This window comes from Methanosarcina sp. UBA5 (assembly GCF_002505485.1).
GTDB lineage: Archaea > Halobacteriota > Methanosarcinia > Methanosarcinales > Methanosarcinaceae > Methanosarcina.
In genome coordinates, this window is record NZ_DAVG01000071.1 from 1 (window position 1) to 22609 (window position 22609).

A 22609-nucleotide genomic window follows, 5' to 3' on the forward strand; every position below is an offset into this window, starting at 1 on the left:
ATGACAAGATGTGCATACTGGAAAGTATCTACAAATTAGCTAAATCAGGAGAGAAAAAGGAGAAAAAACATGACAACCCGTGTAGCGGAACTTTCAGAAGTTCAGAAAAAAGAAATCTCCGAACTCTTTGGGGAATATGTTAATCTTGACAGACGTGAACGTCACTATTACAACCACGATATAGGAGCTTTACCTCCTCTTGTTAAGAAGGTAATTGGGAATACCGACCCTGCTGCCATCGTAAAAATCAGGACCGAGGAAGATGCAGTAAAGCTTCTTGAGTTTGCGAACAGACATAAGTTTCCGGTCGTACCTCGCGCAGGAGCCTCTTCAGGATACGGAGGGGTAATCCCGACAAAGGGAGGAATAGTTGCCGATATCACATCACTGAATAAGATCATAAGTATCGATCCAGACGGGCAAAAAGCTGTTGTGCAGAGCGGGATAATCTGGGAAAAACTGGAGAGGAAACTAAAAGAAAATGGGCTTTCGGTAAGGACAATTCCTTCAAGCGCTCCTTCTTCGACAGTTGGAGGCTGGCTGGCCCAAAGCGGAGCCGGTTACGGAAGTTATGAGTTTGGCTGGGGCTACGAGAGCATGGAAAAAGCCAGAGTTATACTTCCCACAGGAGAAACCCGGGAGTTTTCAGGCCCTGAACTAAAAAAGTTAATCGGGACAATGGGAACCATAGGCATCATTACCGAGATAACACTGAAAGTCCAGAAGTTCGAAGAGAGAAAAGCGATTTCTGCCAGTTTCCCAAGCGCTTCAGCCCTAAAGAAAGCTGTTGAAGAAGTAAGAAGAAAGAATATTCCTCTCTGGTCAATCTCCTTCCTGAATCCCGAATGGGCAGATATGAAGAATAAAGCGCCCAGGAAACTCCACTATGGAGAGGTCGTGGATAAAGACAGACCGGTGTTGCCAGTCTCTTATGTCTCAACTTTCATGTACCCTGCCTCCAGGAACGTTTCCGGCTTGAAAGAAGCAATCGAAAGTGCAGGCGGGACAATCCTTCCGGAAGGAATTGCAAAATATGAGACGGACGAATGGTTCAAGTCCATGAAAGTAAAGCGCCTGGGCCCTTCGTTTATTCCTGCGGAAATTCTGGTGCCGCTTGAGAAAATGGACAGGACTTTTGAAGAAATAGGGAAGAAAATAAAATTGCCTGTGCTTACTGAAGGCATGGTTATAAGCGACGGGTATGTGGTTCTCCTCTGTTTCATGCGCCATTCGGAACGCTCCTTGCTCTTTAATACGGCTTTTGCTCTTTCCCTGAGCATTTTGAAAATTGCAGAAGAAAATAGTGGAAGGGCTTATTCCTCAGGACTTTTCTTCGCTTCAAAGAGGAAAAGTGTTTTCGGGGAAAGGCTTGCTGAAATCGAGGCCCTGAGAAAAGAAATCGACCCTAACGGGATCATGAACCCTGAAACTCTGGAAGGGAAAGGACTCCTGAATACTGTAGTATCGATGGGTTCTGCCTTTGAACCTTTTGGCAGGATAGCTGGAAACATGTCAGGAATTGGAGAGGTTTCCTTCAAGGATGAGAAAGAAATTCCCGCAGAAGTAGCAGAACTTGCCTATTCCTGTTCTCAGTGCGGGTATTGTGTGAGCGAGTGCGACCAGTATTACGGCAGGAGCTGGGAATCCCAATCGCCTCGTGGAAAATGGTTTTTCATCAAGGAATACCTTGCAGGCCAGGAAAAACTTGACCAGAGGCAGACAAATACTTTCCTCGGCTGCACCACCTGCCAGATGTGTGACTCCCGCTGTGAACTGGATATGCCGATCGAACATGCCTGGATGACCATGCGCCAAAAGCTGGTTGGAGAAGAAAAGAAGATGACCTTCCCTCCCTTTGAGATCATGGCTGCAAGCCTCCTTAAAGAGAGGAACATCTGGGCGAACTACAGAAAAGACCGGGACAAGTGGATTCCAGATGATATCAGGGAAAAGATGAAGGACAAAGCCGAGTACGCTTATTTTGCAGGCTGCACTGCGTCCTTTGTGGAAAATGATGTTGCAGTAGGGGCAGTCCACATGCTCGATGATGCAGGAGTGGAGTTTACAAGTCTCTTTGACAAAGAATCCTGCTGCGGAATTCCCATGCTTGTTGCCGGAAGGTGGGACGTTTTTGAAAAAACAATGAGAATGAATATCTCGAATATGAAAAAGAAAGGTGTAAAAACCGTAATCACTTCCTGCCCTGCGTGCTGGCTAATGTGGCATACGGTCTATCCCCAGTGGGCGAAAAAGCTGGGAATCGAATACGGGCTTGAGGCAAAACATTACTCTGAAGTGCTCGCGGATCGTCTCGATGTCCTGAAGCCGAAGTTCAAGCAGCCTCTGGATAAAGTGGTAACCTGGCATGATTCCTGTCACATTGGCAGGGCAGGAGGCAAAGTTTACGAGCCGCCCAGAGAACTGCTCAAGGCTATACCCGGAATAAAGTTTAAGGAACTTGAATACAACCGAGAAAGAGCTCACTGCTGCGGTTCGGTTGTAAGCCTTATTGCCGAGCCCCCTGTTGCATACAAGCTGGGGGATATGAGACTCCAGGAAGCCCTTGATGTTAAAGCCGACATCGTTGCAGCGCTTTGTCCGTGCTGTGTTTTTCAGTTCCGCGTAGCAGCGAAGGAAAACAATCTTGATATCGAAATTCAGGATCTGGGCGCTCTGGTGGCAAGGAGCCTTGGATATAATATTCCGGACTCAACTTCGTATACCTTGGAATCCTGGGTTCCCTTCGAAAAGATGATTTCCCTTATGCAGCCTGAAAATATGACTGACCTGATGGTTGAACTCATGCCCCAGATGATGGCAGCGATGCCAGCCCCACTTCAGGCAATGATGAAACTGGTCAAATACGTGCCTGGTATGGATGTCATGATGAAATCCATGATGCCGGTTATGATGCCTAGACTCATGACACTGGTTATGCCGAAAGTCATGCCTGACATGCTTAAAGCTGTAGAAAAGAGAGTGCCTATGCCCGATTACATGAGGGAGCAGCTTCCGGATCTTATGCCGAAGGCTATGGAGAACTTGATGCCTAATATGCTTCCCGAACTTATTCCCAGGCTGACTCCACGGATGATTGAGTACATAAAGACACATTGAGGGTTTTGCACAAAATCTGTGCAGAAAAACACGAAGGGAGAACTTCAGAATCCCTTCAATCAATTTTTAAAATTTTACTTTGTGATAGCTACCGGCAGATTGCTATTTTATGTTATCCAGACTCTTTTCACAAGCACTTTTTATTCCCAGGCCAGCACAGGATTGGAAATAAAACTGGTTTTGGATGAACTCATAGACTTCTCAATCTGACTTAAACTACCTTGATGAGGTCCATAGATTCAGGTATTTACCGCGGCTTTGCTAATCCGATTTTACCTTTACATTCCTTGATGACATCGGAAAAGTTTGTGTATTCCCGGTCTGAACAAGCCTCGAGAGTGTTTATCACTTCACTACGAGCATTAAGTTTTTTAGCTTCCTCTATAAGTTGATTCTTTGTTGCAGGAAACTTCACATCGTGGAAAGCTTGCATAACATTCTGAATACCTTTGAATTCCTGGAGGACATCCGAAGAACTGTGGTATTCCTTGTCTGGAATGTTTTCAATAGCTTGTATTACTTCGCTACGGGCGTTAAGACTTTTAGCTTTCTCAATAAGTTGCATCTTCGTTACAGGATATTTCATCTCTTGAAAAGCTTGTAAAGCTTTCTGAATCGCATTATGTACTTCAGTAGCACTCTCCTGCATTTGATTTCTCCCCCTTATTTTGGTTTTGTTTTCTGTGGAATTTGTCCACATTCAACATTTGGATCAATTTGATACAATTTTACATCTGTTTGGTTCTTAGTCATTTTGTGCCAATGAAAATGAATTCAAATTGTATCACAAGCAGATTGTATTTATTTAATATAATATCTAGAGAAATATAAATAAGAAACCAATATAAATTAAACGTAGATGTTATTCAGTCAAGATTAGCAGATATTTACTCAACAAATAGTATTTTTCCAAAAAATCCCCTACATTTTAGATGCATATATAAAAACAGAACAGACTTACTAAATATAAAGATAGATTGAAATTTTACATATCCTTGTTTCCCTGCTTGTATACCTAATATTCCATCAGAGAGAATTCTTAATCAATAGGGAAAAACGATGGCACCAATTAGAAAGATCAAAAATCAGAAACTAATAAAAGGTATCTAGTACTGCGATTCCGAAGTAGATTCATAAAACTTGATTTTTGAACCTATTTCCCGATTACGAATTTCCCAGTAAATAGTGAATTTATTTTGGAATCGAAGCACTAGTGTCATGGAAATTTAATTATTGAGCATAATCTTTGACAGCTTTTCATCATATAGCGATTCAGAGTTAACATGTGACCAATAACTAAATTTTCAAGACACTAGTTTCTTTTCGCCCACACATTTAAATCAAGCTATTTCTCACAAAGTTCTGCATTCATCTACGAATTTTGTTATTTCACGATCTGCGGTTCCACAGCTAATAAAAGAAGGTTTTTTCGTAATTATGAGAGTAAGGTCAGATTTTCCATCCCATTCAAAATTTCCAGTTATCCCGTTTCCCGAAAGTTCTCCTTTGTTTCCTGATGGAACGTTGATGCCGTAGTCTTGAAGCTTTTTCTTCATGCACTCAAACGTATCAGGTGTAACACCAGATACCTTCACGGGCTCGCAACTATTTCTCCCCATCTGTGCTTGAGCAGATCCAAGAGAAAAAACTAAACACATCAATAGTAGAGAAACTATCAACTTCAAATTCATTCTTTACCCCCTAAGCGAATTTGGTCATTTGATTCAACTGGATAGACTGACTTAAAAATATAAAAATAATTAATATAAAAATTAGTATAATAGATTAATAATATATTCCTATTTATAAATATATATTTTTTATTTAAAACATGGGGCTTAGATACTATTCGAAAAGTTCTCGATCTCCGCAACTTTAACAATTGGCAATATGCATAACCAGAAAGGATACCTGGAAGAATAACCGAAAAAGGTATTAAGAGATCCAGGAGACCCCCTTTTTTAAAATAAAGAACCTGCGCTCCAGAGAAATTCTTATATAGAAGTGCTTGCATTAAGAATAGGAAAATACGCACAAAGGTAACGTGCTCAGTAATACAATTAATAAAAATTCATAGAAATTCATATCATTGAAAGGAGATTAAAGCTTGGCAGCACAACCGATCTTTATTTTAAGGGAAGGCAGCAAGAGAACCCATGGTTCCGATGCCCAGCACAACAATATTATGGCCGCAAAAGCGGTTGCTGAAGCGGTAAGAACCACTCTTGGGCCCAAGGGTATGGACAAGATGCTTGTAGACTCCATGGGTGATGTTGTTATCACCAACGACGGAGCAACAATCCTCAAAGAAATGGACATCGAGCACCCAGGTGCAAAGATGATCGTAGAAGTAGCCAAGACCCAGGATGCCGAAGTAGGAGACGGAACCACCACCGCAGCCGTACTTGCAGGGGAATTCCTGACAAAGGCAGAAGACCTGCTTGAAAGCGGAGTCCACCCAACAGTAATTGCAAGCGGCTACAGACTTGCAGCAGATCAGGCTACAAAGATTTTAGATACAATCACTATCAGTGCATCTCCTGAAGATACCGAAACTCTAGAAAAACTCGCATCCACAGCTATAACAGGAAAGGGTGCAGAGGCTAACAAGGAACATCTTTCCAGGCTTGCAGTCGAGGCCGTTAAGTCGGTTGCTGAGAAAAGCGAAGATGGAAAAATCACTGTGGACATCGAGGACATAAAAGTCGAGAAGAGACCCGGCGGAAGCATCAAGGACTCCGAGATTGTCGAGGGTGTAATTGTCGATAAAGAGCGTGTCCACACAGCTATGCCGGAAGTAGTGGAGGATGCAAAAGTTCTGCTCTTAAGCGTGCCCATTGAGCTTAAGAAGACAGAGACAAAAGCCGAAATAAAGATCACCACCCCTGACCAGATGCAGCTCTTCTTAGACCAGGAAGAAGCAATGCTCAAGGAAATTGTGGACAAGGTAATTAAGACAGGCGCAAACGTTGTTTTCTGCCAGAAAGGAATTGATGACCTTGCCCAGTATTACATGACAAAAGCAGGAATCTTTGGCATGCGCAGGGTAAAGAAGAGCGATATGGATAAACTTTCCCGTGCAACCGGCGCAAAAATCATCACCAGCCTCGACGAAATTGAGGCATCCGACCTTGGCTATGCCGGTCTAGTGGAAGAAAAGGATGTTACCGGTTCCAGAATGACCTTCGTTACAGGCTGTAAGGACAGCAAGACAACCTCAATTCTCCTTCGCGGCGGAACCGAGCATGTAGTTGAAGGAATTGAGAGGGCCCTCGAAGACGCTCTGAGAGTAGTGGGCGTTGCTCTCGAAGACCAGAAGATCGTTGTGGGTGGTGGCTCCCCAGAAATTGAACTATCCCTCAGGCTCAAGGAATATGCAGCAACCCTTAAAGGCAGGGAGCAGCTTGCTGTAACGAAATTCGCCGAGTCCCTTGAGATTATTCCTAGCACCCTTGCAGAAAATGCAGGGCTTGACCCGATCGACATGCTTGTAGAAATGCGCTCCCAGCATGAGAAAGGCAACAAGCGTGCCGGACTCAATGTTTACACCGGCAAGATCGAGGACATGTTTGAAAATAACGTTGTCGAACCTCTCAGGATCAAGACCCAGGCAATCAATGCAGCCACCGAAGCCGCAATCATGATTCTCAGGATCGATGATGTAATTGCCTCATCCAGTGCAGGCAAAGCAGGCCCGGGAGCAGGCCCAGGCCAGATGCCTGAAGAGATGTAAAGAACTTAAAATATAAAATCCAGGATTGCCGGAAATTTCCAGCAATCTGAAACCTTTCTTTTTAATTTCAAGATATTTATTCAGAATATTTTTCAGAAATCTTTTTCAGATCCTTTCTATAAATCGCTTTTAGGAAATTCATTTTCAGAAATTACTTCCAGGTATCCCTTCCAGAAATACTTTTTTCAATGATTAATTCTTCTATGTAAGTCAATTTATCTATAGAGTCACTAAGACGTTTCCAAATAAAGAAGAGACCAAGACTTTTCAAACATAAAACAAATCATGACGCCAGGATTTCCAAAACCAAAATATCTAAAAAATTCAAAAAAAGAAGGCGTTTTTGAGTTTTTATACCGAATGTTACTGAATTGCTAAAATGCACGATGATCAGTAAAAATTGTTATCTGGCTTCATAGCAGGAAATTTCCCTGGCCTCTACCCGAACTGGTTTCCCAAGCTCGCTTGAAATAACATTTTTTACCCTTGCCATACACTTGCACTGAAGCTGGATACGGGCTGAGATAGCTTCTCGTTCTTCAATATAGAGATTATTTGAACTGACAACGGAATGGACCGAAATCTGCTTTTGTACAACCTTTGCTATGAGGCCCTGAGTCCCATCCGTGAGATCCTGAAGGCTGGTGGAGGTCAGGAGAACGCTATCTCCTGCATTGAGCCCGAGTACTCCTACGAAATTTTGAGGACTCCGAATCTCAAGAGTCCTGAGATGGTGTTTCTTCAGGACCTCGATAAGAGAATCAGCAATTCCTGTTAACGCGATGTACTCCATGGGATCACCCGTACATTGGGAACTCCTTCTTTACTTCTCCTTTCTGCTCCGTAGTCTGAACATCTTCAGCAAGCTTCTGGAGTTCGACCTCTATGCGTTCAGCCTGCTCTATAAGCCGATCCGTACTTATTGAAAGCCCATAGAGTTCGTTTAAAACTTCAATAACAGCAGAGGCAGCCCTTGGGTCAGGATTCTGGGTTCTGGTAGCACCAAGCAGGCTAAATGCAGGAATTCCACGCAGTAGACATTCAGCCATTACACTACCTGAAATCCCGGAGATGGTTCCCATCTGGAAAACCTCTACTCTTTCCTTGATTTTATTCAGCATTTCCGGAGTGGTGGCTGCCCCGAAGACTTTATGCCCCCCGTCCATTATGGCAATTCCTGCAATGGAAGCAATTTCTCTTACATTAATAGACTCAGCCCAGTCCACCAGAGCATTACTGACATCGTAAGAGATGGTGTGACTGATAGGAATATCGGAAATCACAATAATCAGATTATGTTCCACGTTTTCATAAATCCTCACAGGCATATTTATAAGCCCCTCGTAAAGTACTGCAATAGAGGGGAAATACCTGGATTCAATAGAGCCAATGTATTCCATTTTCAATTCTTCTATCATATGTTGACTTGCAATATTCCCCACAAGCCCGATTCCGGGAAACCCTTCAATCAAAACAGGATTTTTTGACTGCACAGGTTTGGTAATAATCTTCACGTCATTGTTGTCATAATCTGTATTTGACAAGTAACCACCTCAGCAAAATACAACCCCTATGATTATATCTGAGCTAATCCTAGATAAACAAGCTTCTCAGCAGCCCGGATCTAAGCTACTTCCTGCATGCAGATAATAAGAAATATACAATGGACCCGGAGCTCCGACCACCATAACCCTCTTTTTGATAAAAAGAGTATCTTTTTAATATATATCTTTTCTCCTGATAGGGAAAATAACTTCGATAAGAGAAATTACAATAGATTTAAATTTCATCTCCCAGCTAGAAAGCCTGACAGAAATCTAATTCTATAAAAGACGCAAATGGAAGAAACATAATAGACAAAAGAAACAGTAAAAGAGTTCATAGAAAGAAACATTCGGACACGGTAAAAGAGCTAATAGAAAGAAACATCCGAACACAGGAGGAGAAAAAGTCATGGAAAAACCTATTCTCTATTTCGACAATGTAGGAGAGTCAAATACGGAAGCCGTTATTGGAGCAGCAGCGAAAAGAGCGGCAGAACTTCAGATATCACATATTGTGGTGGCAAGCACCAGCGGAAAAACCGCACTGAAAATGGCAGAGGCAGTAAAAGACACCGGCATAAAAGTTATTGGAATAAGCCACCAGTACGGGCAGAATAAGAAAGGCGAATGGGAAGTAGAAGAGGAATATAAAAAGAAGCTTGAAGAACTTGGAGCCGTGATAACAACTCAGTCACATCTGTTTTCAGGAATTGAGCGCTCGATTACAAAGAAGTTCGGTGGTTATTCTAGACTGGAAGTGATTTCCGATACCCTTAGATCTCTATTTGGAAAAGGCTTTAAGGTAGCCATTGAAGTTGCAATTATGGCAGCCGATTCAGGTCACATCCCAGTTTCCGATAACACGGAAATTATAGCAATAGGAGGCACAAGGCGGGGTGCAGATGTAGCCCTGGTACTCAGGTCGGCCCACAGCGGAGATTTCTTCTCCCTTCAGGTTCGGGAAATTATTGCCATGCCGCGAGCTAAAGAAGATTAAGGCAAAAAAGTGAGAAAAAGGCAAGAAAAACAGGGGAAACATAAATCCTTGAAAATAATGATTCAGCTTTTCGTTTGAGATTGGTGAGGAAGCTCAGGTGATTTACTAGAATTACCCTAGCTTCTTGCTATCCCCAAAGATAAATATATCTGAGAGACGTCTATAACCCCGGCATGTCAGCAATATTCGAAATTCTCGACAAGGACGCAGGTGGCAGGATAGGAAGGCTCAGAACTCCCCATGGGACTATTGAGACACCTACCGTTATGCCTGTGATTAATCCAAATATCCAGCTTATCCCCCCAAAAGAAATGCGAAACTTCGGGGCAGAGGTTCTGATTACCAATTCTTATATTATTTACCGCAAGGAAGAACTGAAAAGTGTCGCCCTTGAAAAAGGGCTTCATGGGCTCATGGATTTTGACGGGCCCATTATGACGGATTCAGGCTCCTTCCAGCTTTCTGTATATGGATCCGTTGAAGTTACGAATGAGGAAATTCTCGGGTTCCAGCAAAAGATAGGAAGCGACATTATTGTCCCGCTGGATATTCCTACTCCCCCTGATGTTCACTACCGACGGGCTGAAGAGGAACTATCAATCACAGCCGAACGCCTGGAAGCAGCACGTAAGTTTATTCAGGGCGAGCAGCTGCTTGCAGGGCCAGTTCAGGGCTCGACCTATCCTGAATTGAGGGAAAAAGCTGCTTCTCACCTGAGAGACCTCAATTTTGAAGTTTATCCTCTTGGAGCAGTTGTCCCGCTCATGGAGACCTACCGCTATGCAGAACTTGTTGACGTAATTGCGGCATCGAAAAAAGGGCTCTCTCCAGCTTCCCCAGTCCACCTTTTTGGGGCAGGGCACCCAATGATGTTTGCCCTTGCAGTAGCCTTAGGCTGTGACCTTTTTGACTCGGCAGCCTATGCCCTTTACGCCAAGGACGGGCGTTATATTACTGTAAATGGAACTTATCATGTGGAAAAGCTAAATTATCTTCCCTGTTCCTGCCCTGTCTGTTCAAGGTACACGGCGGAAGAATTGAAAAAAGCCGACAACCGGGAAGAGCTTCTGGGAAAACACAACCTTTATGCGACTTTTGCTGAAATTCGGCTTATCAAACAATGCATAAAAGATGGAAAATTGCTCGAACTTGTGGAACAGCGCTGCCGTGCTCACCCGAAACTTCTTGACGGGTTAAAAAGGCTTTACACCCATTCTTCATGGCTTGAGCAGCTTGATCCGGCTACAAAAGGCACCTTTTTCTACTGTGGGCCTGAGTCCTCCTCCCGCCCCGAAGTCCTACGTTTTGGAAAAAGGCTGGATAGATTTAGCCTGCAAGGCTCGGTAATCATTAGAACAGGTCCAGTAAAAGAAGAGAAAGATTACGACCAGGTTCTTACTTTCAAAGCGCCTTTTGGAGCATTTCCTGACGAGATGGGAGAAGTATATCCTTTCAATGCCGAAGTCCCGAAATTTCCGGACTACGAAGCCCTCGATACCGCTCTTTCAAATACTCTTAAACTGATGGATCTGAACCCAGAAGCCGAATATACTTTTATCTGCGAAAAGGAGTTCAGTCACCCTTTAATTGAAGAGATAAGCAAAAGGGCAAAATTGGTATACAGGGAAGACTGGAAAAAAGAATAAATTTAGAATAGCTAATTAACAGCACCTTAGATTTTGTAAGTCCTTCATATGTTACAGAACCAAACCTTGCCTCAAAAAAGATAAAAAGGAAACTTTTTTGAGGTGCAAACCGTTATAAAATTACCTGCAAAGAACCCTTTAAACAGGGAAAGAGCTGAAGTATAAAGTTCATACACAGATTTTCAAGCTCATACAGAGACTCTCAGCTCATATAGAGACTTTCGTACAAACTCGAAATATAGGTGAAACTTATTGTCCCTTACAGCAAGAATCGGTGAACTCAGTCCTTATCTGCGGCTGATGAGACCCGAACTTTACTACATGGACCTTACCCTACCTGCCTCTAGTGCAATCCTTGCTTCCTACTTGGCGACCGGAGGGCTTCCTGCTCTTCTTCCTTTCCTGATTGCAGTAATAGGTGGCTTTGCAGCCATTACAAGTTCATACGTTTTCAATGACTGCTGTGATATAGACATCGATACTATCAACCTGCCTGGTCGTCCCTTGCCCTCTTCTAAAGTGTCAAAGAGTTCTGCGCTTACTTATGCTGTATTTTTACTAGTAATTGCGGGAGCAGCAGCAGCGTACTTGAACCCTGAGTCTCTCCTAACCCTTATTATTGCGGCTGCAGTTATCACAATTTATTCAATTTTTGCAAAAAGGAATACTTTCCTCAGTTTTCTGCCAGTAGGTATCTCCTATGGGCTTGTACCTGTAGGTATCTGGCTTGCCTTTGACCCTGCAGGAATCCTTAAAGGTAGTGACGGGGTAATTCTTCCTTTGCCGGCTATTTGCTTAGGGCTAATGATTTGCGTTACAGATTGGGCTTTTACCCTTGGAGGAGTTTCCAGAGATGTAGAAGGGGACAGATTGAAAGGTGCCCCTACAATGCCCGTGACCTTTGGAATCCCCTTTACTGCCAGATTCGTTACGTTCTGGTGGATTATCGGAGTCATCGCTTCACTAATTATAGGCTGGTCGGCCCGGCTTGGACCTGTATACTTTGCGGGAGCCCTTACTTCAGGGCTCTGGATGCTTACTCAGTGTCTTGATTTCATCAAACATCCTACCCCGGAGAGGGGTGGTAAGCTCTTTCTTAACGGCTCAAATTATAGAGCGATTATGTTTGGATCAATGATTCTTGATGTAGTGCTGTGCATTTATGCAGGAGGCTACACCTCCATTCTCTGGTAAAACAGGTAGAGAAAAATGGATGCAGATATTATTGTAATAGGGGCATCTCCTGCAGGACTGATGGCTGCAAGGAACGCCTGTGAGAAAGGGGCGGCGGTCCTTTTACTGGAAAAAAAAGAAGAAATAGGGCATCCTCCCCATCCTGCAAACTCCTTTTTTAAAGGAATGTTAGATAAATGCGGAGAAAAGGCAGACCCTTCTTATGTGGTGCATTATCTCAAAGGCATGAAGATTATTTCCCCGTCAGGAAAGACAGTTGAGGTTGAAGCGCCCGGATATGCTATTGATAAGACCGAATTCGACAGGTTTTATGCGAAGAAAATAATTAAAACCGGCGTTGATCTTCGAAAAGGAGTAAAAGTGCAGAATATTCACAGGGAAGGAGAGAAGTTTACTGTCAATACCTCTGCCGGGGATTTCACCTCAAAACTGGTTATTATTTCCGACGGCATAAACTCAAAAATGGCTTCCCTTGTTGGCCTGAAGACAATGAAACACCCTGAAGATATTGCCTGGGGAATTGAACTGGATATCAGAAGTCCCGGAATTGGGAAACCGAAGATGTTTGAGTACTACGTGGGAAATCATGCCCCTGGCTGGAAAACTACATACGCCCCAAGAGGAGGCGATAATGCCGCAATCGGAGCCTATGTGCGCCGATGCGGAACCGATGCAACGCCTTACCTTAATGCCTGGGTTGAAAATTTCAAAAAGATTAAAGGGCTCGAAGAACTTGAAATTGTAAGAAAACTTTCCGGAGGAGACCCTATAGTGACCCTTCCAAAGGAGTACATAACCGATGGAATAATGGTTGTTGGCGGGGCGGCAGGTCAGTCGGGAATAGGCTATGCGATGAGGGCAGGCCAGATATGTGGGGATGTCGCTGCAGATGCCATAAGCAAAGGAGACGTCTCAAAATCTGCCCTCTTAGCGTACCGGAAGACTTGGGAAAAGGAATTTCTGGCCGAACACTACCTGGGCAGAATAGGACTTGAGACTCTTAGGAAAATGACGGATAAGGAAATCGATGAGATGGTTAAGGTCTTTGAAAAGGAGGACCTTTCATTTATTCATGGAAGTTCAATTGAGCAGGCTATGCAGGTTTTTGCGTTCATGCTAAAGAAGAAACCCTCTGCAATCTTAAAGTGCAGGGCACTCCTCAGGAACAGATAAACTGAGATTTAAAAGAGCAAAAAGAACGGAACCGATACGGACATTATCAAATACTAGGTGCAGGAACAATATGCAATACGATTTCTATAAAAGCCCCCTTTTCAGAGTTGATACTGAGATCGAAGACGGACACATGAGGATGAAAACCAGCGGGGCTGCGTCCATCCTTTTGAGAAAAACTCTTGAGAAAAACCTCTCAATTTTTGAAGGCGAAAAGCCTGCAAAAGTCGATGCTGACCGGCTAATCTGTTCAACCTGGATGCCCCCGGTGCCAAGCCCGGGTTTTGACCGCCTGGTAAAAAGCCAGATTTTTTCCATACTGGGAAAAATGATTCCTGACCAGGTAACTATTTCTATTACTGAAGAATGCCCGAACAACTGTATTCACTGCGCTCTGCCTGACACGAAAAACCGGAAAAAACTTGCCTCTGAAATCGTAAAATCTACAATCGACCAGGTGCTCGAAATGGGCACAACTTTCGTGATCTTTGATGGAGGTGAGCCCCTGACCTATCCTGATCTAGAAGACCTGATAAGGTACGTGAATCCTGAAAAAGCGATCACAGGTATGTTCACCTCAGGGGTAGGGCTGACTGAAGAGCGAGCCAGCCGCCTTAAAGAAGCAGGCCTTTATTCCCTTACTGTAAGTTTTGACAGCGCATATGAAGAGAAACACGATCACGTAAGGGGTAGGAAAGGAGTTTTTAGAAGCGCAGTTGAAGCCGTCAAAAACGGACTTAAGGCGGGACTGCTTGTAAATATATATGTGGTGCTTTCCAGGGATAATGTGAGCGAGCTTGAAGAACTGTATGCCCTTGCATCAGAGCTTGGAGTCCATGAACTTTCCTTCTATGAAATAGTTCCCACGGGCAGGTGGATGGATCACGCCTCTGAAATAATGACCCCAAAAGACCTGAGAAAGTTTGAGAATTTCGTATCCAGCGCCAGGGAGAAAGAAGGTCCCAGAATATTTCCTATCCCGCAGGTCATGAAAACCACAGGCTGTATGGCAGGCCGGAAGTGGCTCCATATAACCCCGGAAGGAAACATTCTTCCCTGCGCCTGTATCCCGATTCCCTATGGAAATGTTCATAGAGACAAGATAAAGGATGTCTGGAAGAAAATCAGGGGAGATCCTGCATATAATGCAAAGTGCTGCCTTATGAGAAACCCTGAGTTCAGGGAGAAGTACCTGAAGCTTTCAGAGTGAATTGAGGGCAATTATAAAAAGTTTCAGATTAATGTGTGAAGAAAGTTATAATTATCTCTTAGAACTTCTTTTTTGAAATAAAAAGTAATAGCTAACATAGCTTAAGCTGTCTGGAATATATAACACTGGAGTATAGAACAACCAATTAGATAGAAACAAAATGCGTAACAGTACAGAATATGAGCTGGAATGAACCGAAAAAATGAGGATGCAGGTTAAAATACCTGCAACGGAAATTGAAGCCTTTCAAATAAATTTGTGTTTATGAGACGAATCAGACTAAACCCGATCTCTGAAGAGTCATCAGGTCTTCAGTGGTGAGTTTTGCTCCGCCCTTGAACTTTTCGAAGATGGACTTGGCATCTTTCTGAAGTTCAGACTTGACAACGCGGGATTTCCCTTCCTTATCTTTCCTCTTGAGCTTGAAGATTTCTTTGTCAAGTTCTCGGATTTCTTTCTGGGCATTGATGAAAGCCTTGTGCTGCTCGTCAGCTGCTTCCTGAGCTTTTACAAATTCCTTGTGGGCAATGTCAGACTCTGCCCTGGTTTTGTCAGCCTCTTTGAAAGCGGTAATCATCTTCTCATGATATTCCTGAGCCTGCCTGGCATATTCGGCCAACTGGGTATGGAATTCTGAGGCTTCATCTCGGATTTTCTGGGCTTCGTCCAGAAGATCCTTCAGTTCGGAGTTGCTCTCGAGCTGAACTTTTTTGACATGATATTGTTTTTGAAGCTGAGTGATTTTCCCAACGAGTTCCCTTTCCTTGCTTGTGCTCAGGACTTCAGTCTGCTGGGCAAATTCAAGGCGATCGATGTCTTTTCTCAGAGCTTTGATCGAAGGGCCACCCAGATTGCTCTGCTTCCTGATGGAATCAGCTTTTGAAAAGAGGTCGTTTGCCTTGGCATTGGTTTCATCGCGCTTGTTCTTGTATTCGCTGACCTTCTCATTAATCTCGTCCCTGAGGACTTTTAGTTCCTGGGCTTCGTTAATAAGGTCTTTCGTCTTCTTGTTCAGATCGTTACGCTTTGCAGCGAGGGTACTAGCCTCTGCGTTTAAAGCATTCCTTTTTTCTTTGGCTTCTTCAGAAATGTCCTTCAAATCTGATCTTTTTTTCTGCAGTTCCTTTAGCATCTCTTATTGTGCCTCCCGATCCAGCAAAAAAGCTGGCATTTTAGTAGCTCTATTGTCCGATGTCGACATGCTGTGCCTGATTACAACATTGATAAGAAAGAGATTCAAGAACAGGGATAACGGCTCTAAGGTCCTTTTTTGTTATGACCACGTCCGCATATTCCCTCAGGATGGGCTTGGGATTGAAAGCTATGGCAAAACCTGCTCTCTCAAAGACACAGGCATCATTTGCGCCGTCCCCAAGAACTACACATTGCTCTGGCCGAACTCCGTTTAGTCGGGTGAGTTCTTCGAACACCTTTGCTTTGGAGTCGCTCTGTGTGATTGGGCCGACAACTTTGCCTGTGAGGCAGCCGTCTTCCACAAGCAGTTCGTTGGAAACAACGAAATCAATGCCAAGCGCTTTGCCTATCGTATCGGCAGAGATGGTAAATCCACCAGAAATCATTGCAGTTTTATAGCCCCTACTTTTGACATAGAGGATAAGTTCTGCTGCTCCCGGCATCAGATTGATATGGTTTACCGCGTTAAGGGCAGTTTCGAGAGGAAGTCCCTTAAGAAGCCTGACCCTCTCAATAAGCGCTTGTTCAAAATCAAAGTCTCCATACATCGCTTTCTTCGTAATCTCCTCTACTTTGCTTACAACACCTGCAGCCCTGGCGAGCTCATCGATAGTCTCAGCGTCTATAAGGGTGCTATCCATATCAAAAACAATCATTTTGTTTCTAGTAAAATTATGCATAGGACAGTTCACTCAATCAAAACCTGGACCTGAATAACTATTAGATATAGCGGGATAATTTCCCGAAAAAGGGCATGCTGCCTGGTGTACCTTCTTCAGGGGTACCCCCGCACTTTAGTATAATACATTTGCCCTGACATTAAAAGCCCACCAACGGATAAAGTTTTCAAATTATAATACGGGTTCTGTGAAACAAGACCACAAAACAACAGCATTGATGTCAACGTTTTTGAGTGAAATAAATCACATCCTTTTTAAGCTTTTCGGAGGGGAAGGAAAACATGTTGAATAATAGTTATAAATACCATATATATTTATAAAATAAAGTTGATAGAGGAAGAACCTGCCAAAAGAATTATAAACCCATTAGGAATTCCATTATTGAAAAAATTGGTTAACACAGGATTTTGAGAAAAATGGTCAACATAGGTTTTATAAAAATGGGCAACCTGGGAATGAGCCAGGTTATCAATCTGATCCAGGATGAAATTGCAGCAAGAGAGGGAATTACGGTACGTGTATTTGGTACAGGTGCCAAAATGAGCCCTGCCGAGGCTGCAGCGTCTGAAAGTTTCAAGCAGTGGAATGCGGACTTTGTGATAATTATCAGCCCGAACGCAGCAGCTCCGGGTCCCACAGCAGCTCGTGGAATATGGAAGGACGTTCCCTGCATTGTGGTTTCAGATGGCCCAACAAAGAAAGAAGCCAGAGAAGCTCTTGAGAAGGACGGTTTCGGATATATCATCCTCCCTGTAGACCCTCTTATCGGAGCTAAGAGAGAGTTTCTTGACCCTGTAGAGATGGCATCCTTCAATTCCGATGCAATGAAAGTGTTATCTGTTTGTGGTGTTGTGAGACTCATCCAGGAAGAGCTGGACAAGGTAACTGACCAGGTTGCTTCCGGAAAATCAGGAAAGGAACTGGAGCTTCCACACATTTTTGCAAAACCCGAAAAATGTGTTGAGCACGCAGGCTTCGCAAACCCTTATGCAAAAGCAAAAGCTCTTGCCGCCCTTCATATGGCTGAAAAAGTGGCACAGGTTAACTTCCCTGCATGTTTCATGTTAAAGGAAATCGATCAGGTGTGCCTGACAGCCGCAGCCGGACACGAAATAATGGGAGCCGCTGCGCAGCTTGCAATACAAGCAAGAGAAATCGAAAAATCCAATGATACCGTATTCAGGCAACCCCATGCAAAGAACGGTACTTTGCTGAAAAAAGTAAAATTATACCAGAAACCAGAGTAAACCCCTGAAAACCTTAAAGTTTGAACTGGAGGCTTAAATGGAGGAGAAAATAATTCCCCTGAGAAAATGAGCGGGAACGGATCCTCCAATGACCACTTTTTTTTCAATTTATTGTGCAAATTTCAGTAATTCTTCGATTTATTGTGCAAATGTCAGGCTGTATTTTACAAGTTTTATCTCTTAGCATCTTCAACTTCTTCCAGTACCGATGTATATTCCTGAAAAACAGCGTGGAGATCTATAGTAGCCAGTATATCCACAACCCCAAGAGCTGCAATAGCTTTCCCGTCTTTTGAGTGAATGGGAGCAACAACCACAGGTTTTCCCCTGTAAACACCTTCCGTAGGGACTTCGTGGATAACTTTGTTTGTTTTCAAAACTTCTTCGAGCACAGGCCCTGTGTAGTTCCTGTCAAGGATTTGACCTTTTTCCAGACGAAGTCCTTTTCGCTTGAGACTGCGAATGGTTGTAGGAAGTCCAATGACCGAGTGTACTGCTACTGCTAGTGCCTCAAGGTCTTCGGGCCCTGAATCTTCTGAGATGGTTAGGGAAGTAATTTATTCACCCCCGTAAATTACTTGAGACCGGGCAGGACGCAAAGGAAGGGCTTCTCAAAAATGAAAAGCTGGATCCGACTTCCGGTCATATTTAGAATATGTTTTTTCAAAGAATATATAATCACTCCTCATTTTCAAGGGCTTTTATAAACGCCTGTTTATGCAGGTCCCCTGACTCATGGATTCCACCAACATCGCCACGCGTCGCCCGGCAGGGGTAATGCTGTATCAACAGCCCAGCCTTGGGAGGTGCATCTTTTACCGTCATTCCAACTATCTCTTTTGCCATATACCAGGTACTCCCGCATGGAGCACCTTTTATTACCTTTACATCGGCAATTTTTCCGTCCTTTGTTTTTACCTTCAAGATAGGAGACCCAAAGAGCTCTGCAAATGGCCTGTTGAAAGCATTGGGCTCAAGACTACAGCAGATTTCATCTACCTCGATATCCATACCTGAGACTTCGGAGATCTTTTTGAGTTCGGGAACTGAAGACCTGGATGGTCCACCTGGAACTATAAGAGAGCGCACACCAGCTTCTGCCGCAAGTTTTGCAATTGCAGATGTCAAATCCGGATGCAAAGAGTAAGTAATTATAATTTCGGCAGAAAAAACACGCTTATCGAAATTAAGAGTTTCCAGAAACTCATCAGGCTCTTCAATGAATACAGGCACAAACTCAGGCAGGTCAGCAGTTACGATTGAAAAATCGCTGTGCTCCCTGACAGTCTCAATCAGGCGGTGCCCATATTTGCCCCGTGTAATTACTCCTATTACAGTCATATTATTCTAGGTTATTTTTAATATTGCATAAATAGATGCTTATTTTATCTTGAATTCTGCCCTGACTCGGCAGTTATACATGGAATTGGGATCTTATCATGGATCCGGAAAGCCTGTAGAATATAAATACAGATAACGCGTTTCACTAAAAATCTCTAAAGAAAAAAGACGGTATTTATGAGAGGGAAACTTATCACACTTGAGGGCATTGACGGCTCAGGCAAAAGCACGATTGCAGAAAAACTTCAGAAAAATCCTGAAATTAAAGCCTTTAAACCTGTTTTTACCAGGGAACCTACAAGAGGTACTCTGACTGGAAATGCCGTGGAAAACGCTATTCAGTCGGATACCGACCAGCTTGCAGAGCTCTTCCTTTTTACAGCTGACCATGCTGAACATCTGGCAAAACTTATAAAGCCCGCACTTGAAAACGGAAAAATAGTGATTTCTGACCGCTATTCCGACAGCCGATACGCTTACCAGGGAGTAACCCTGAAAACTCGCCTGGAAAATCCTCTTGAATGGGTAAAGGAATTGCACCGAGGCTGGACCGTTGTTCCGGACCTGACCTTTCTCTTCGATATCAGGCCCGAAATTTCAATTGAGCGTTGTGGAAAACGAGGAGAACAAAGCAAGTTCGAAAAATTAGAGTTTTTACGAGGAGTCAGAGAGCTTTTCCTCAAGCTTGCGGCAGATGATCCAGAACGTTTTATTGTAATCGATGCTTCCCGCCCTTCTGAATACGTAGAAAAGGAAGTTGCAGAAAAAATTCTGGAGTTCCTGAGAAGGAACTGACCAGATGCACGGATTGGACCGGAAAATTCCACTTAAGAGAAATATCCGTTAGAACCGTTATCATCAGCAAAATCTGTTAGAGACCATTATCATCCGCAAATTTGATCAGGGCTTCCCCTAACATCCTGACATGGGTGGGATTAAGGTTGAACCTGGACCTCTTTACGCCTCCTCGCTCCTTTGCGAGTTCGACGTATTCTTTCTCAAAGCGGTCACTGTGTGCGAGGGAGATCGTCATGTACCAGCCTCCTCCCATCTTAATCTCTACATATCCGTCTCCGCTTGTCTCCTCAGTGTTTTCTTCAATATTTTCTTCAGATGTATCCTTCTTTACCATATGTAAGCCTCATAATTTCCTGGTTTTAAATAGAATCTGTGACTCTTCTCTTAATACTAAAATATTCAATTATATACAAGACATATAGGACTGAAATAAAAGGATTCCCAGGTGAGAGTTATTTTTTATTATCCGATTTTATTTTGTTATCCGAGTTTAGTTTTAGTCATCCAGTTTTGTTTTTAATCGTCTGATTTAAACCCTGAACTCAGCACGGCTGGAGGAACCAGTCCCAAATGAATGGCAGTTGCGACCAGGGCTCCTTTTATCCCGAGCTTATCAAGAATAAAAAGATCCTCCATATCCTTGACGCCTCCGGCAAGCAGCACGCTATGCCTGGAACATTCAACCAGTTTTCGAAGGAATTCAGAGTCAAAGCCTGAGGCCGTTCCAACCCTGTCAAGATCAAGGAAAATAAGGTCTTTTAAGGGTAAATAATTTAGCAGTTTTACTATTTCAAAGGGGGACTCCGGAAGCTCCGGATCGTTTTTCAGGACTTTACCATGCTTTATATCAATGCTAACACTGATTCTTCCAGAGTTTCCACAGGCTGCGTCCTTTATTGCCGAAAGTGTACCTGTCTCTGTGCCTATCACGGCAGTTCCTGCAATGGAAAGAGCCTTTTCCACGTCCTGTGGGGCCGAAATCCCGAAATCAAGCATTGTGTCTGCCCTTAAGCTTACTTCCTGAATTACCCCAGTATTCATTTCGAGAGGCCCTTTGCCCTGAAGCACATTAAGGTCGGCAATATAGATTTCCCTTGGATGCAGGAGTTTTACTATATCCACAGGGTCCGAACTGCTGCATATTGTACTTGAATCCGAAACTGGACGGTATTTTTCCCTGACACCGCCCTTTGCAAGGACTACACTACGATTAAATATATCCATCACAAAAATTACTCGGAACATACTTATTTAATAGCTGCATCATCCTATAAAAAAATATAAAATAAAGTATATTGTATAAAAAGAATAATATTCATGATAAGATTCCAATTCAATGTTTAATTAGAGGATTTCTATGAAACTGCTTGTAAGTCCAATTAATAGAGATGAGGCAATTATTGCTTCCAAAGGCGGCGCAGACATTGTGGATGTCAAAAACCCGAAAGAAGGTTCCCTTGGTGCGAATTTCCCGTGGGTAATAAAGGATGTAAAAGAAGCTGTAGATGGTAGACAGCCTATAAGCGCAACCATAGGAGATTTTAATTACAAACCAGGAACTGCTTCCCTTGCAGCATTCGGAGCAGCAGTTGCAGGAGCAGACTACATTAAAGTTGGCCTTTACGATATTCAGACAGAAGATCAGGCTTTCGAGTTTCTCACGAAAGTAACACGAGCCGTAAAAGACTACGACTCAACAAAGAAAGTCGTTGCCTCGGGGTACTCTGACTACAAGCGCATTAATTCAATCTCTCCTTTATTACTTCCCTCAATCGCTGCAAAAGCCGGGGCGGATGTGGTGATGGTTGATACGGCAATCAAGGACGGAAAATCTACTTTCGAATTCATGGACGAGAAAGGACTTAAGAAATTCACAGATCTTGCCCATGAGCACGGACTTGAAAACGCGATTGCAGGCTCCCTGAAATTTGAGGATCTTCCAGTGCTTGAGAGGATAGGACCGGACATTATCGGTGTCCGGGGTATGGTCTGCGGAGGAGATAGAAGAAACGCTATCCGACAAGAATTGGTAGAAAAGCTTGTAGCTGAATGCCAAGCTTGAGAATTCTTTTTTGAATAAAACTGAGAGTTTGTGCCGGCAGGTCATCAGACAGGCCGGCCGAAAAAGAATTATAAGCAAATAACTATTTTTATCCTGATGTTTATTTTCGGACATATTGGGATTACTCTGGGGATCTTTTATCTCCTGAGCCATTTATCTTCAAAAAATGACTTTTGGGTAAAGGTTCCGTGGATTGCAATCGGATCGCTCCTTCCAGACTTCATCGATAAACCTCTTGGTAGGATAATTCTTGCTGAAACAATAGGAAGTGGGCGTATTTTTGCCCATACCCTTCTTTTTGTCCTTCTGCTAGGCCTGGCAGGATACTACCTTTACAGCCGGGGGAAACCTGAACTCCTGATTATTGCAGGAGCTTCTTTTTGCCACATTTTTGAAGATCAGATATGGAATAGCCCTGAAGTATTTTTCTGGCCGCTTCTAGGCTGGGGTTTTCCGAAAGACACGATTTCAGGAAGCTTTATTGAGTATCTTATGATAATTTTCAGTAGATCATACGACCCCGAATTTACAGAAGTTTTTATCTCAGAAATCGTCGGACTGATTATAATTGTCCTTCTTACTGGCAAATACATTAACGAGAAGATAAAACAGAATTCGATAGTATAACAAAAAGAGAAAATTCAAACCTTTAAAAACTGGAAGTTACCTTCCT

Annotated in this window: 21 protein-coding genes; 11 read left to right on the forward strand and 10 right to left on the reverse strand. The window is 43.3% G+C overall.

What is annotated here, in order from left to right; all coding sequences use genetic code 11:
- Window positions 1-69: 69 nt before the first annotated feature.
- Window positions 70-3117: an FAD-binding and (Fe-S)-binding domain-containing protein gene (locus BP621_RS06840; protein ID WP_292388707.1), complete on the forward strand. Its 3048-nt coding sequence runs from the start codon at window positions 70-72 to the stop codon at window positions 3115-3117.
- Between the two features lie 247 nt (window positions 3118-3364).
- Here BP621_RS06840 and BP621_RS06845 read toward each other — a convergent pair whose 3' ends face one another.
- Window positions 3365-3766: a DUF2795 domain-containing protein gene (locus tag BP621_RS06845; protein ID WP_292388708.1), complete on the reverse strand. Its 402-nt coding sequence runs from the start codon at window positions 3764-3766 to the stop codon at window positions 3365-3367.
- A gap of 703 nt (window positions 3767-4469) precedes the next feature.
- Window positions 4470-4808 (reverse strand): hypothetical protein, encoded by a 339-nt coding sequence (locus BP621_RS06850; RefSeq protein WP_292388710.1) that lies wholly within the window; start codon window positions 4806-4808, stop codon window positions 4470-4472.
- A 416-nt stretch (window positions 4809-5224) separates the two neighbouring features.
- Between BP621_RS06850 and thsA the strand changes: the two genes are divergently transcribed.
- Window positions 5225-6850 carry a thermosome subunit alpha gene (thsA, locus tag BP621_RS06855; RefSeq protein ID WP_292388711.1) on the forward strand — a complete coding sequence of 542 codons (1626 nt, stop codon included), beginning with the start codon at window positions 5225-5227 and terminating at the stop codon, window positions 6848-6850.
- A gap of 403 nt (window positions 6851-7253) precedes the next feature.
- Here the strand turns inward: thsA and BP621_RS06860 are convergent, their stop codons facing one another.
- Together BP621_RS06860 and BP621_RS06865 are read right to left on the reverse strand one after the other, a co-directional pair.
- Window positions 7254-7643: a DUF473 domain-containing protein gene (locus tag BP621_RS06860; RefSeq protein WP_292388712.1), complete on the reverse strand. Its 390-nt coding sequence runs from the start codon at window positions 7641-7643 to the stop codon at window positions 7254-7256.
- A gap of 4 nt (window positions 7644-7647) precedes the next feature.
- Window positions 7648-8394 (reverse strand): proteasome assembly chaperone family protein, encoded by a 747-nt coding sequence (locus BP621_RS06865; protein WP_292388713.1) that lies wholly within the window; start codon window positions 8392-8394, stop codon window positions 7648-7650.
- A 409-nt stretch (window positions 8395-8803) separates the two neighbouring features.
- Here BP621_RS06865 and BP621_RS06870 point away from each other — a divergent pair, with 409 nt between their 5' ends.
- The 5 genes from BP621_RS06870 to BP621_RS06890 all read left to right on the forward strand — a co-directional run bounded on the left by BP621_RS06870 (window position 8804) and on the right by BP621_RS06890 (window position 14614).
- Complete coding sequence (locus BP621_RS06870; RefSeq protein WP_292388714.1) at window positions 8804-9391, forward strand: pyruvate kinase alpha/beta domain-containing protein; 588 nt, start codon at window positions 8804-8806, stop codon at window positions 9389-9391.
- Window positions 9392-9564: 173 nt separating this feature from the next.
- Window positions 9565-11037, forward strand: a complete 1473-nt coding sequence (gene tgtA, locus BP621_RS06875; protein WP_292388715.1) for a tRNA guanosine(15) transglycosylase TgtA — start codon at window positions 9565-9567, stop codon at window positions 11035-11037.
- 252 nt (window positions 11038-11289) lie between these two features.
- Window positions 11290-12231, forward strand: a complete 942-nt coding sequence (locus tag BP621_RS06880; RefSeq protein ID WP_292388716.1) for a UbiA prenyltransferase family protein — start codon at window positions 11290-11292, stop codon at window positions 12229-12231.
- A 15-nt stretch (window positions 12232-12246) separates the two neighbouring features.
- Entirely contained in the window at window positions 12247-13404 is a 1158-nt protein-coding gene (locus BP621_RS06885; RefSeq protein WP_292388717.1) for an NAD(P)/FAD-dependent oxidoreductase, read from the forward strand.
- A gap of 70 nt (window positions 13405-13474) precedes the next feature.
- A complete protein-coding gene (locus BP621_RS06890) occupies window positions 13475-14614 on the forward strand; it encodes a radical SAM protein (RefSeq protein ID WP_292388718.1) in 1140 nt (379 codons plus the stop codon).
- Window positions 14615-14888: 274 nt separating this feature from the next.
- On the opposite strand, the gene BP621_RS06895 is transcribed toward BP621_RS06890, so the two are convergent.
- Both BP621_RS06895 and serB read right to left on the reverse strand, forming a co-directional pair.
- Window positions 14889-15746, reverse strand: a complete 858-nt coding sequence (locus BP621_RS06895) for a coiled-coil protein (protein ID WP_292388719.1) — start codon at window positions 15744-15746, stop codon at window positions 14889-14891.
- A gap of 49 nt (window positions 15747-15795) precedes the next feature.
- Window positions 15796-16488, reverse strand: coding sequence for a phosphoserine phosphatase SerB (gene serB / locus BP621_RS06900; protein WP_292388720.1), 693 nt, complete (start codon window positions 16486-16488; stop codon window positions 15796-15798).
- A 416-nt stretch (window positions 16489-16904) separates the two neighbouring features.
- Here serB and BP621_RS06905 point away from each other — a divergent pair, with 416 nt between their 5' ends.
- Window positions 16905-17735 carry a F420-dependent methylenetetrahydromethanopterin dehydrogenase gene (locus BP621_RS06905; protein ID WP_292388741.1) on the forward strand — a complete coding sequence of 277 codons (831 nt, stop codon included), beginning with the start codon at window positions 16905-16907 and terminating at the stop codon, window positions 17733-17735.
- Between the two features lie 173 nt (window positions 17736-17908).
- On the opposite strand, the gene BP621_RS06910 is transcribed toward BP621_RS06905, so the two are convergent.
- On the reverse strand, window positions 17909-18217 hold the full coding sequence (locus BP621_RS06910) for a DUF2111 domain-containing protein (protein ID WP_349682054.1): 309 nt from the start codon (window positions 18215-18217) through the stop codon (window positions 17909-17911).
- A 196-nt stretch (window positions 18218-18413) separates the two neighbouring features.
- Window positions 18414-19076 carry a DUF166 domain-containing protein gene (locus tag BP621_RS06915; protein WP_292388722.1) on the reverse strand — a complete coding sequence of 221 codons (663 nt, stop codon included), beginning with the start codon at window positions 19074-19076 and terminating at the stop codon, window positions 18414-18416.
- A 177-nt stretch (window positions 19077-19253) separates the two neighbouring features.
- Here BP621_RS06915 and tmk point away from each other — a divergent pair, with 177 nt between their 5' ends.
- Window positions 19254-19871: a dTMP kinase gene (tmk, locus tag BP621_RS06920; protein ID WP_292388724.1), complete on the forward strand. Its 618-nt coding sequence runs from the start codon at window positions 19254-19256 to the stop codon at window positions 19869-19871.
- Between the two features lie 76 nt (window positions 19872-19947).
- Here tmk and BP621_RS06925 read toward each other — a convergent pair whose 3' ends face one another.
- Window positions 19948-20208 (reverse strand): hypothetical protein, encoded by a 261-nt coding sequence (locus BP621_RS06925; RefSeq protein ID WP_292388725.1) that lies wholly within the window; start codon window positions 20206-20208, stop codon window positions 19948-19950.
- Between the two features lie 182 nt (window positions 20209-20390).
- The gene (locus tag BP621_RS06930; protein WP_292388727.1) at window positions 20391-21119 is read right to left on the reverse strand and encodes a HisA/HisF-related TIM barrel protein; all 729 of its coding nucleotides are present in this window, start codon (window positions 21117-21119) and stop codon (window positions 20391-20393) included.
- A 112-nt stretch (window positions 21120-21231) separates the two neighbouring features.
- Here BP621_RS06930 and BP621_RS06935 point away from each other — a divergent pair, with 112 nt between their 5' ends.
- Both BP621_RS06935 and BP621_RS06940 read left to right on the forward strand, forming a co-directional pair.
- Window positions 21232-21936: a (5-formylfuran-3-yl)methyl phosphate synthase gene (locus BP621_RS06935; protein ID WP_292388729.1), complete on the forward strand. Its 705-nt coding sequence runs from the start codon at window positions 21232-21234 to the stop codon at window positions 21934-21936.
- A 30-nt stretch (window positions 21937-21966) separates the two neighbouring features.
- Window positions 21967-22563, forward strand: a complete 597-nt coding sequence (locus BP621_RS06940) for a metal-dependent hydrolase (protein ID WP_292388730.1) — start codon at window positions 21967-21969, stop codon at window positions 22561-22563.
- Window positions 22564-22609 lie beyond the last annotated feature (46 nt).

What these genes read in the sequence shown, in the direction of transcription:
- BP621_RS06890 (WP_292388718.1), top strand. Translation starts at nt 13,475, where the DNA reads ATGCAATACGATTTCTATAAAAGCCCCCTTTTCAGAGTTGATACTGAG.
- BP621_RS06905 (WP_292388741.1), top strand. Translation starts at nt 16,905, where the DNA reads ATGGTCAACATAGGTTTTATAAAAATGGGCAACCTGGGAATGAGCCAG.
- BP621_RS06885 (WP_292388717.1), top strand. Translation starts at nt 12,247, where the DNA reads ATGGATGCAGATATTATTGTAATAGGGGCATCTCCTGCAGGACTGATG.
- BP621_RS06870 (WP_292388714.1), top strand. Translation starts at nt 8,804, where the DNA reads ATGGAAAAACCTATTCTCTATTTCGACAATGTAGGAGAGTCAAATACG.
- BP621_RS06915 (WP_292388722.1), bottom strand. Translation starts at nt 19,076, where the DNA reads ATGACTGTAATAGGAGTAATTACACGGGGCAAATATGGGCACCGCCTG.
- BP621_RS06930 (WP_292388727.1), bottom strand. Translation starts at nt 21,119, where the DNA reads ATGTTCCGAGTAATTTTTGTGATGGATATATTTAATCGTAGTGTAGTC.
- BP621_RS06860 (WP_292388712.1), bottom strand. Translation starts at nt 7,643, where the DNA reads ATGGAGTACATCGCGTTAACAGGAATTGCTGATTCTCTTATCGAGGTC.
- BP621_RS06935 (WP_292388729.1), top strand. Translation starts at nt 21,232, where the DNA reads ATGAAACTGCTTGTAAGTCCAATTAATAGAGATGAGGCAATTATTGCT.
- BP621_RS06850 (WP_292388710.1), bottom strand. Translation starts at nt 4,808, where the DNA reads ATGAATTTGAAGTTGATAGTTTCTCTACTATTGATGTGTTTAGTTTTT.
- BP621_RS06925 (WP_292388725.1), bottom strand. Translation starts at nt 20,208, where the DNA reads ATGGTAAAGAAGGATACATCTGAAGAAAATATTGAAGAAAACACTGAG.
- BP621_RS06895 (WP_292388719.1), bottom strand. Translation starts at nt 15,746, where the DNA reads ATGCTAAAGGAACTGCAGAAAAAAAGATCAGATTTGAAGGACATTTCT.
- tgtA (WP_292388715.1), top strand. Translation starts at nt 9,565, where the DNA reads ATGTCAGCAATATTCGAAATTCTCGACAAGGACGCAGGTGGCAGGATA.
- BP621_RS06845 (WP_292388708.1), bottom strand. Translation starts at nt 3,766, where the DNA reads ATGCAGGAGAGTGCTACTGAAGTACATAATGCGATTCAGAAAGCTTTA.
- tmk (WP_292388724.1), top strand. Translation starts at nt 19,254, where the DNA reads ATGAGAGGGAAACTTATCACACTTGAGGGCATTGACGGCTCAGGCAAA.
- serB (WP_292388720.1), bottom strand. Translation starts at nt 16,488, where the DNA reads ATGCATAATTTTACTAGAAACAAAATGATTGTTTTTGATATGGATAGC.
- BP621_RS06840 (WP_292388707.1), top strand. Translation starts at nt 70, where the DNA reads ATGACAACCCGTGTAGCGGAACTTTCAGAAGTTCAGAAAAAAGAAATC.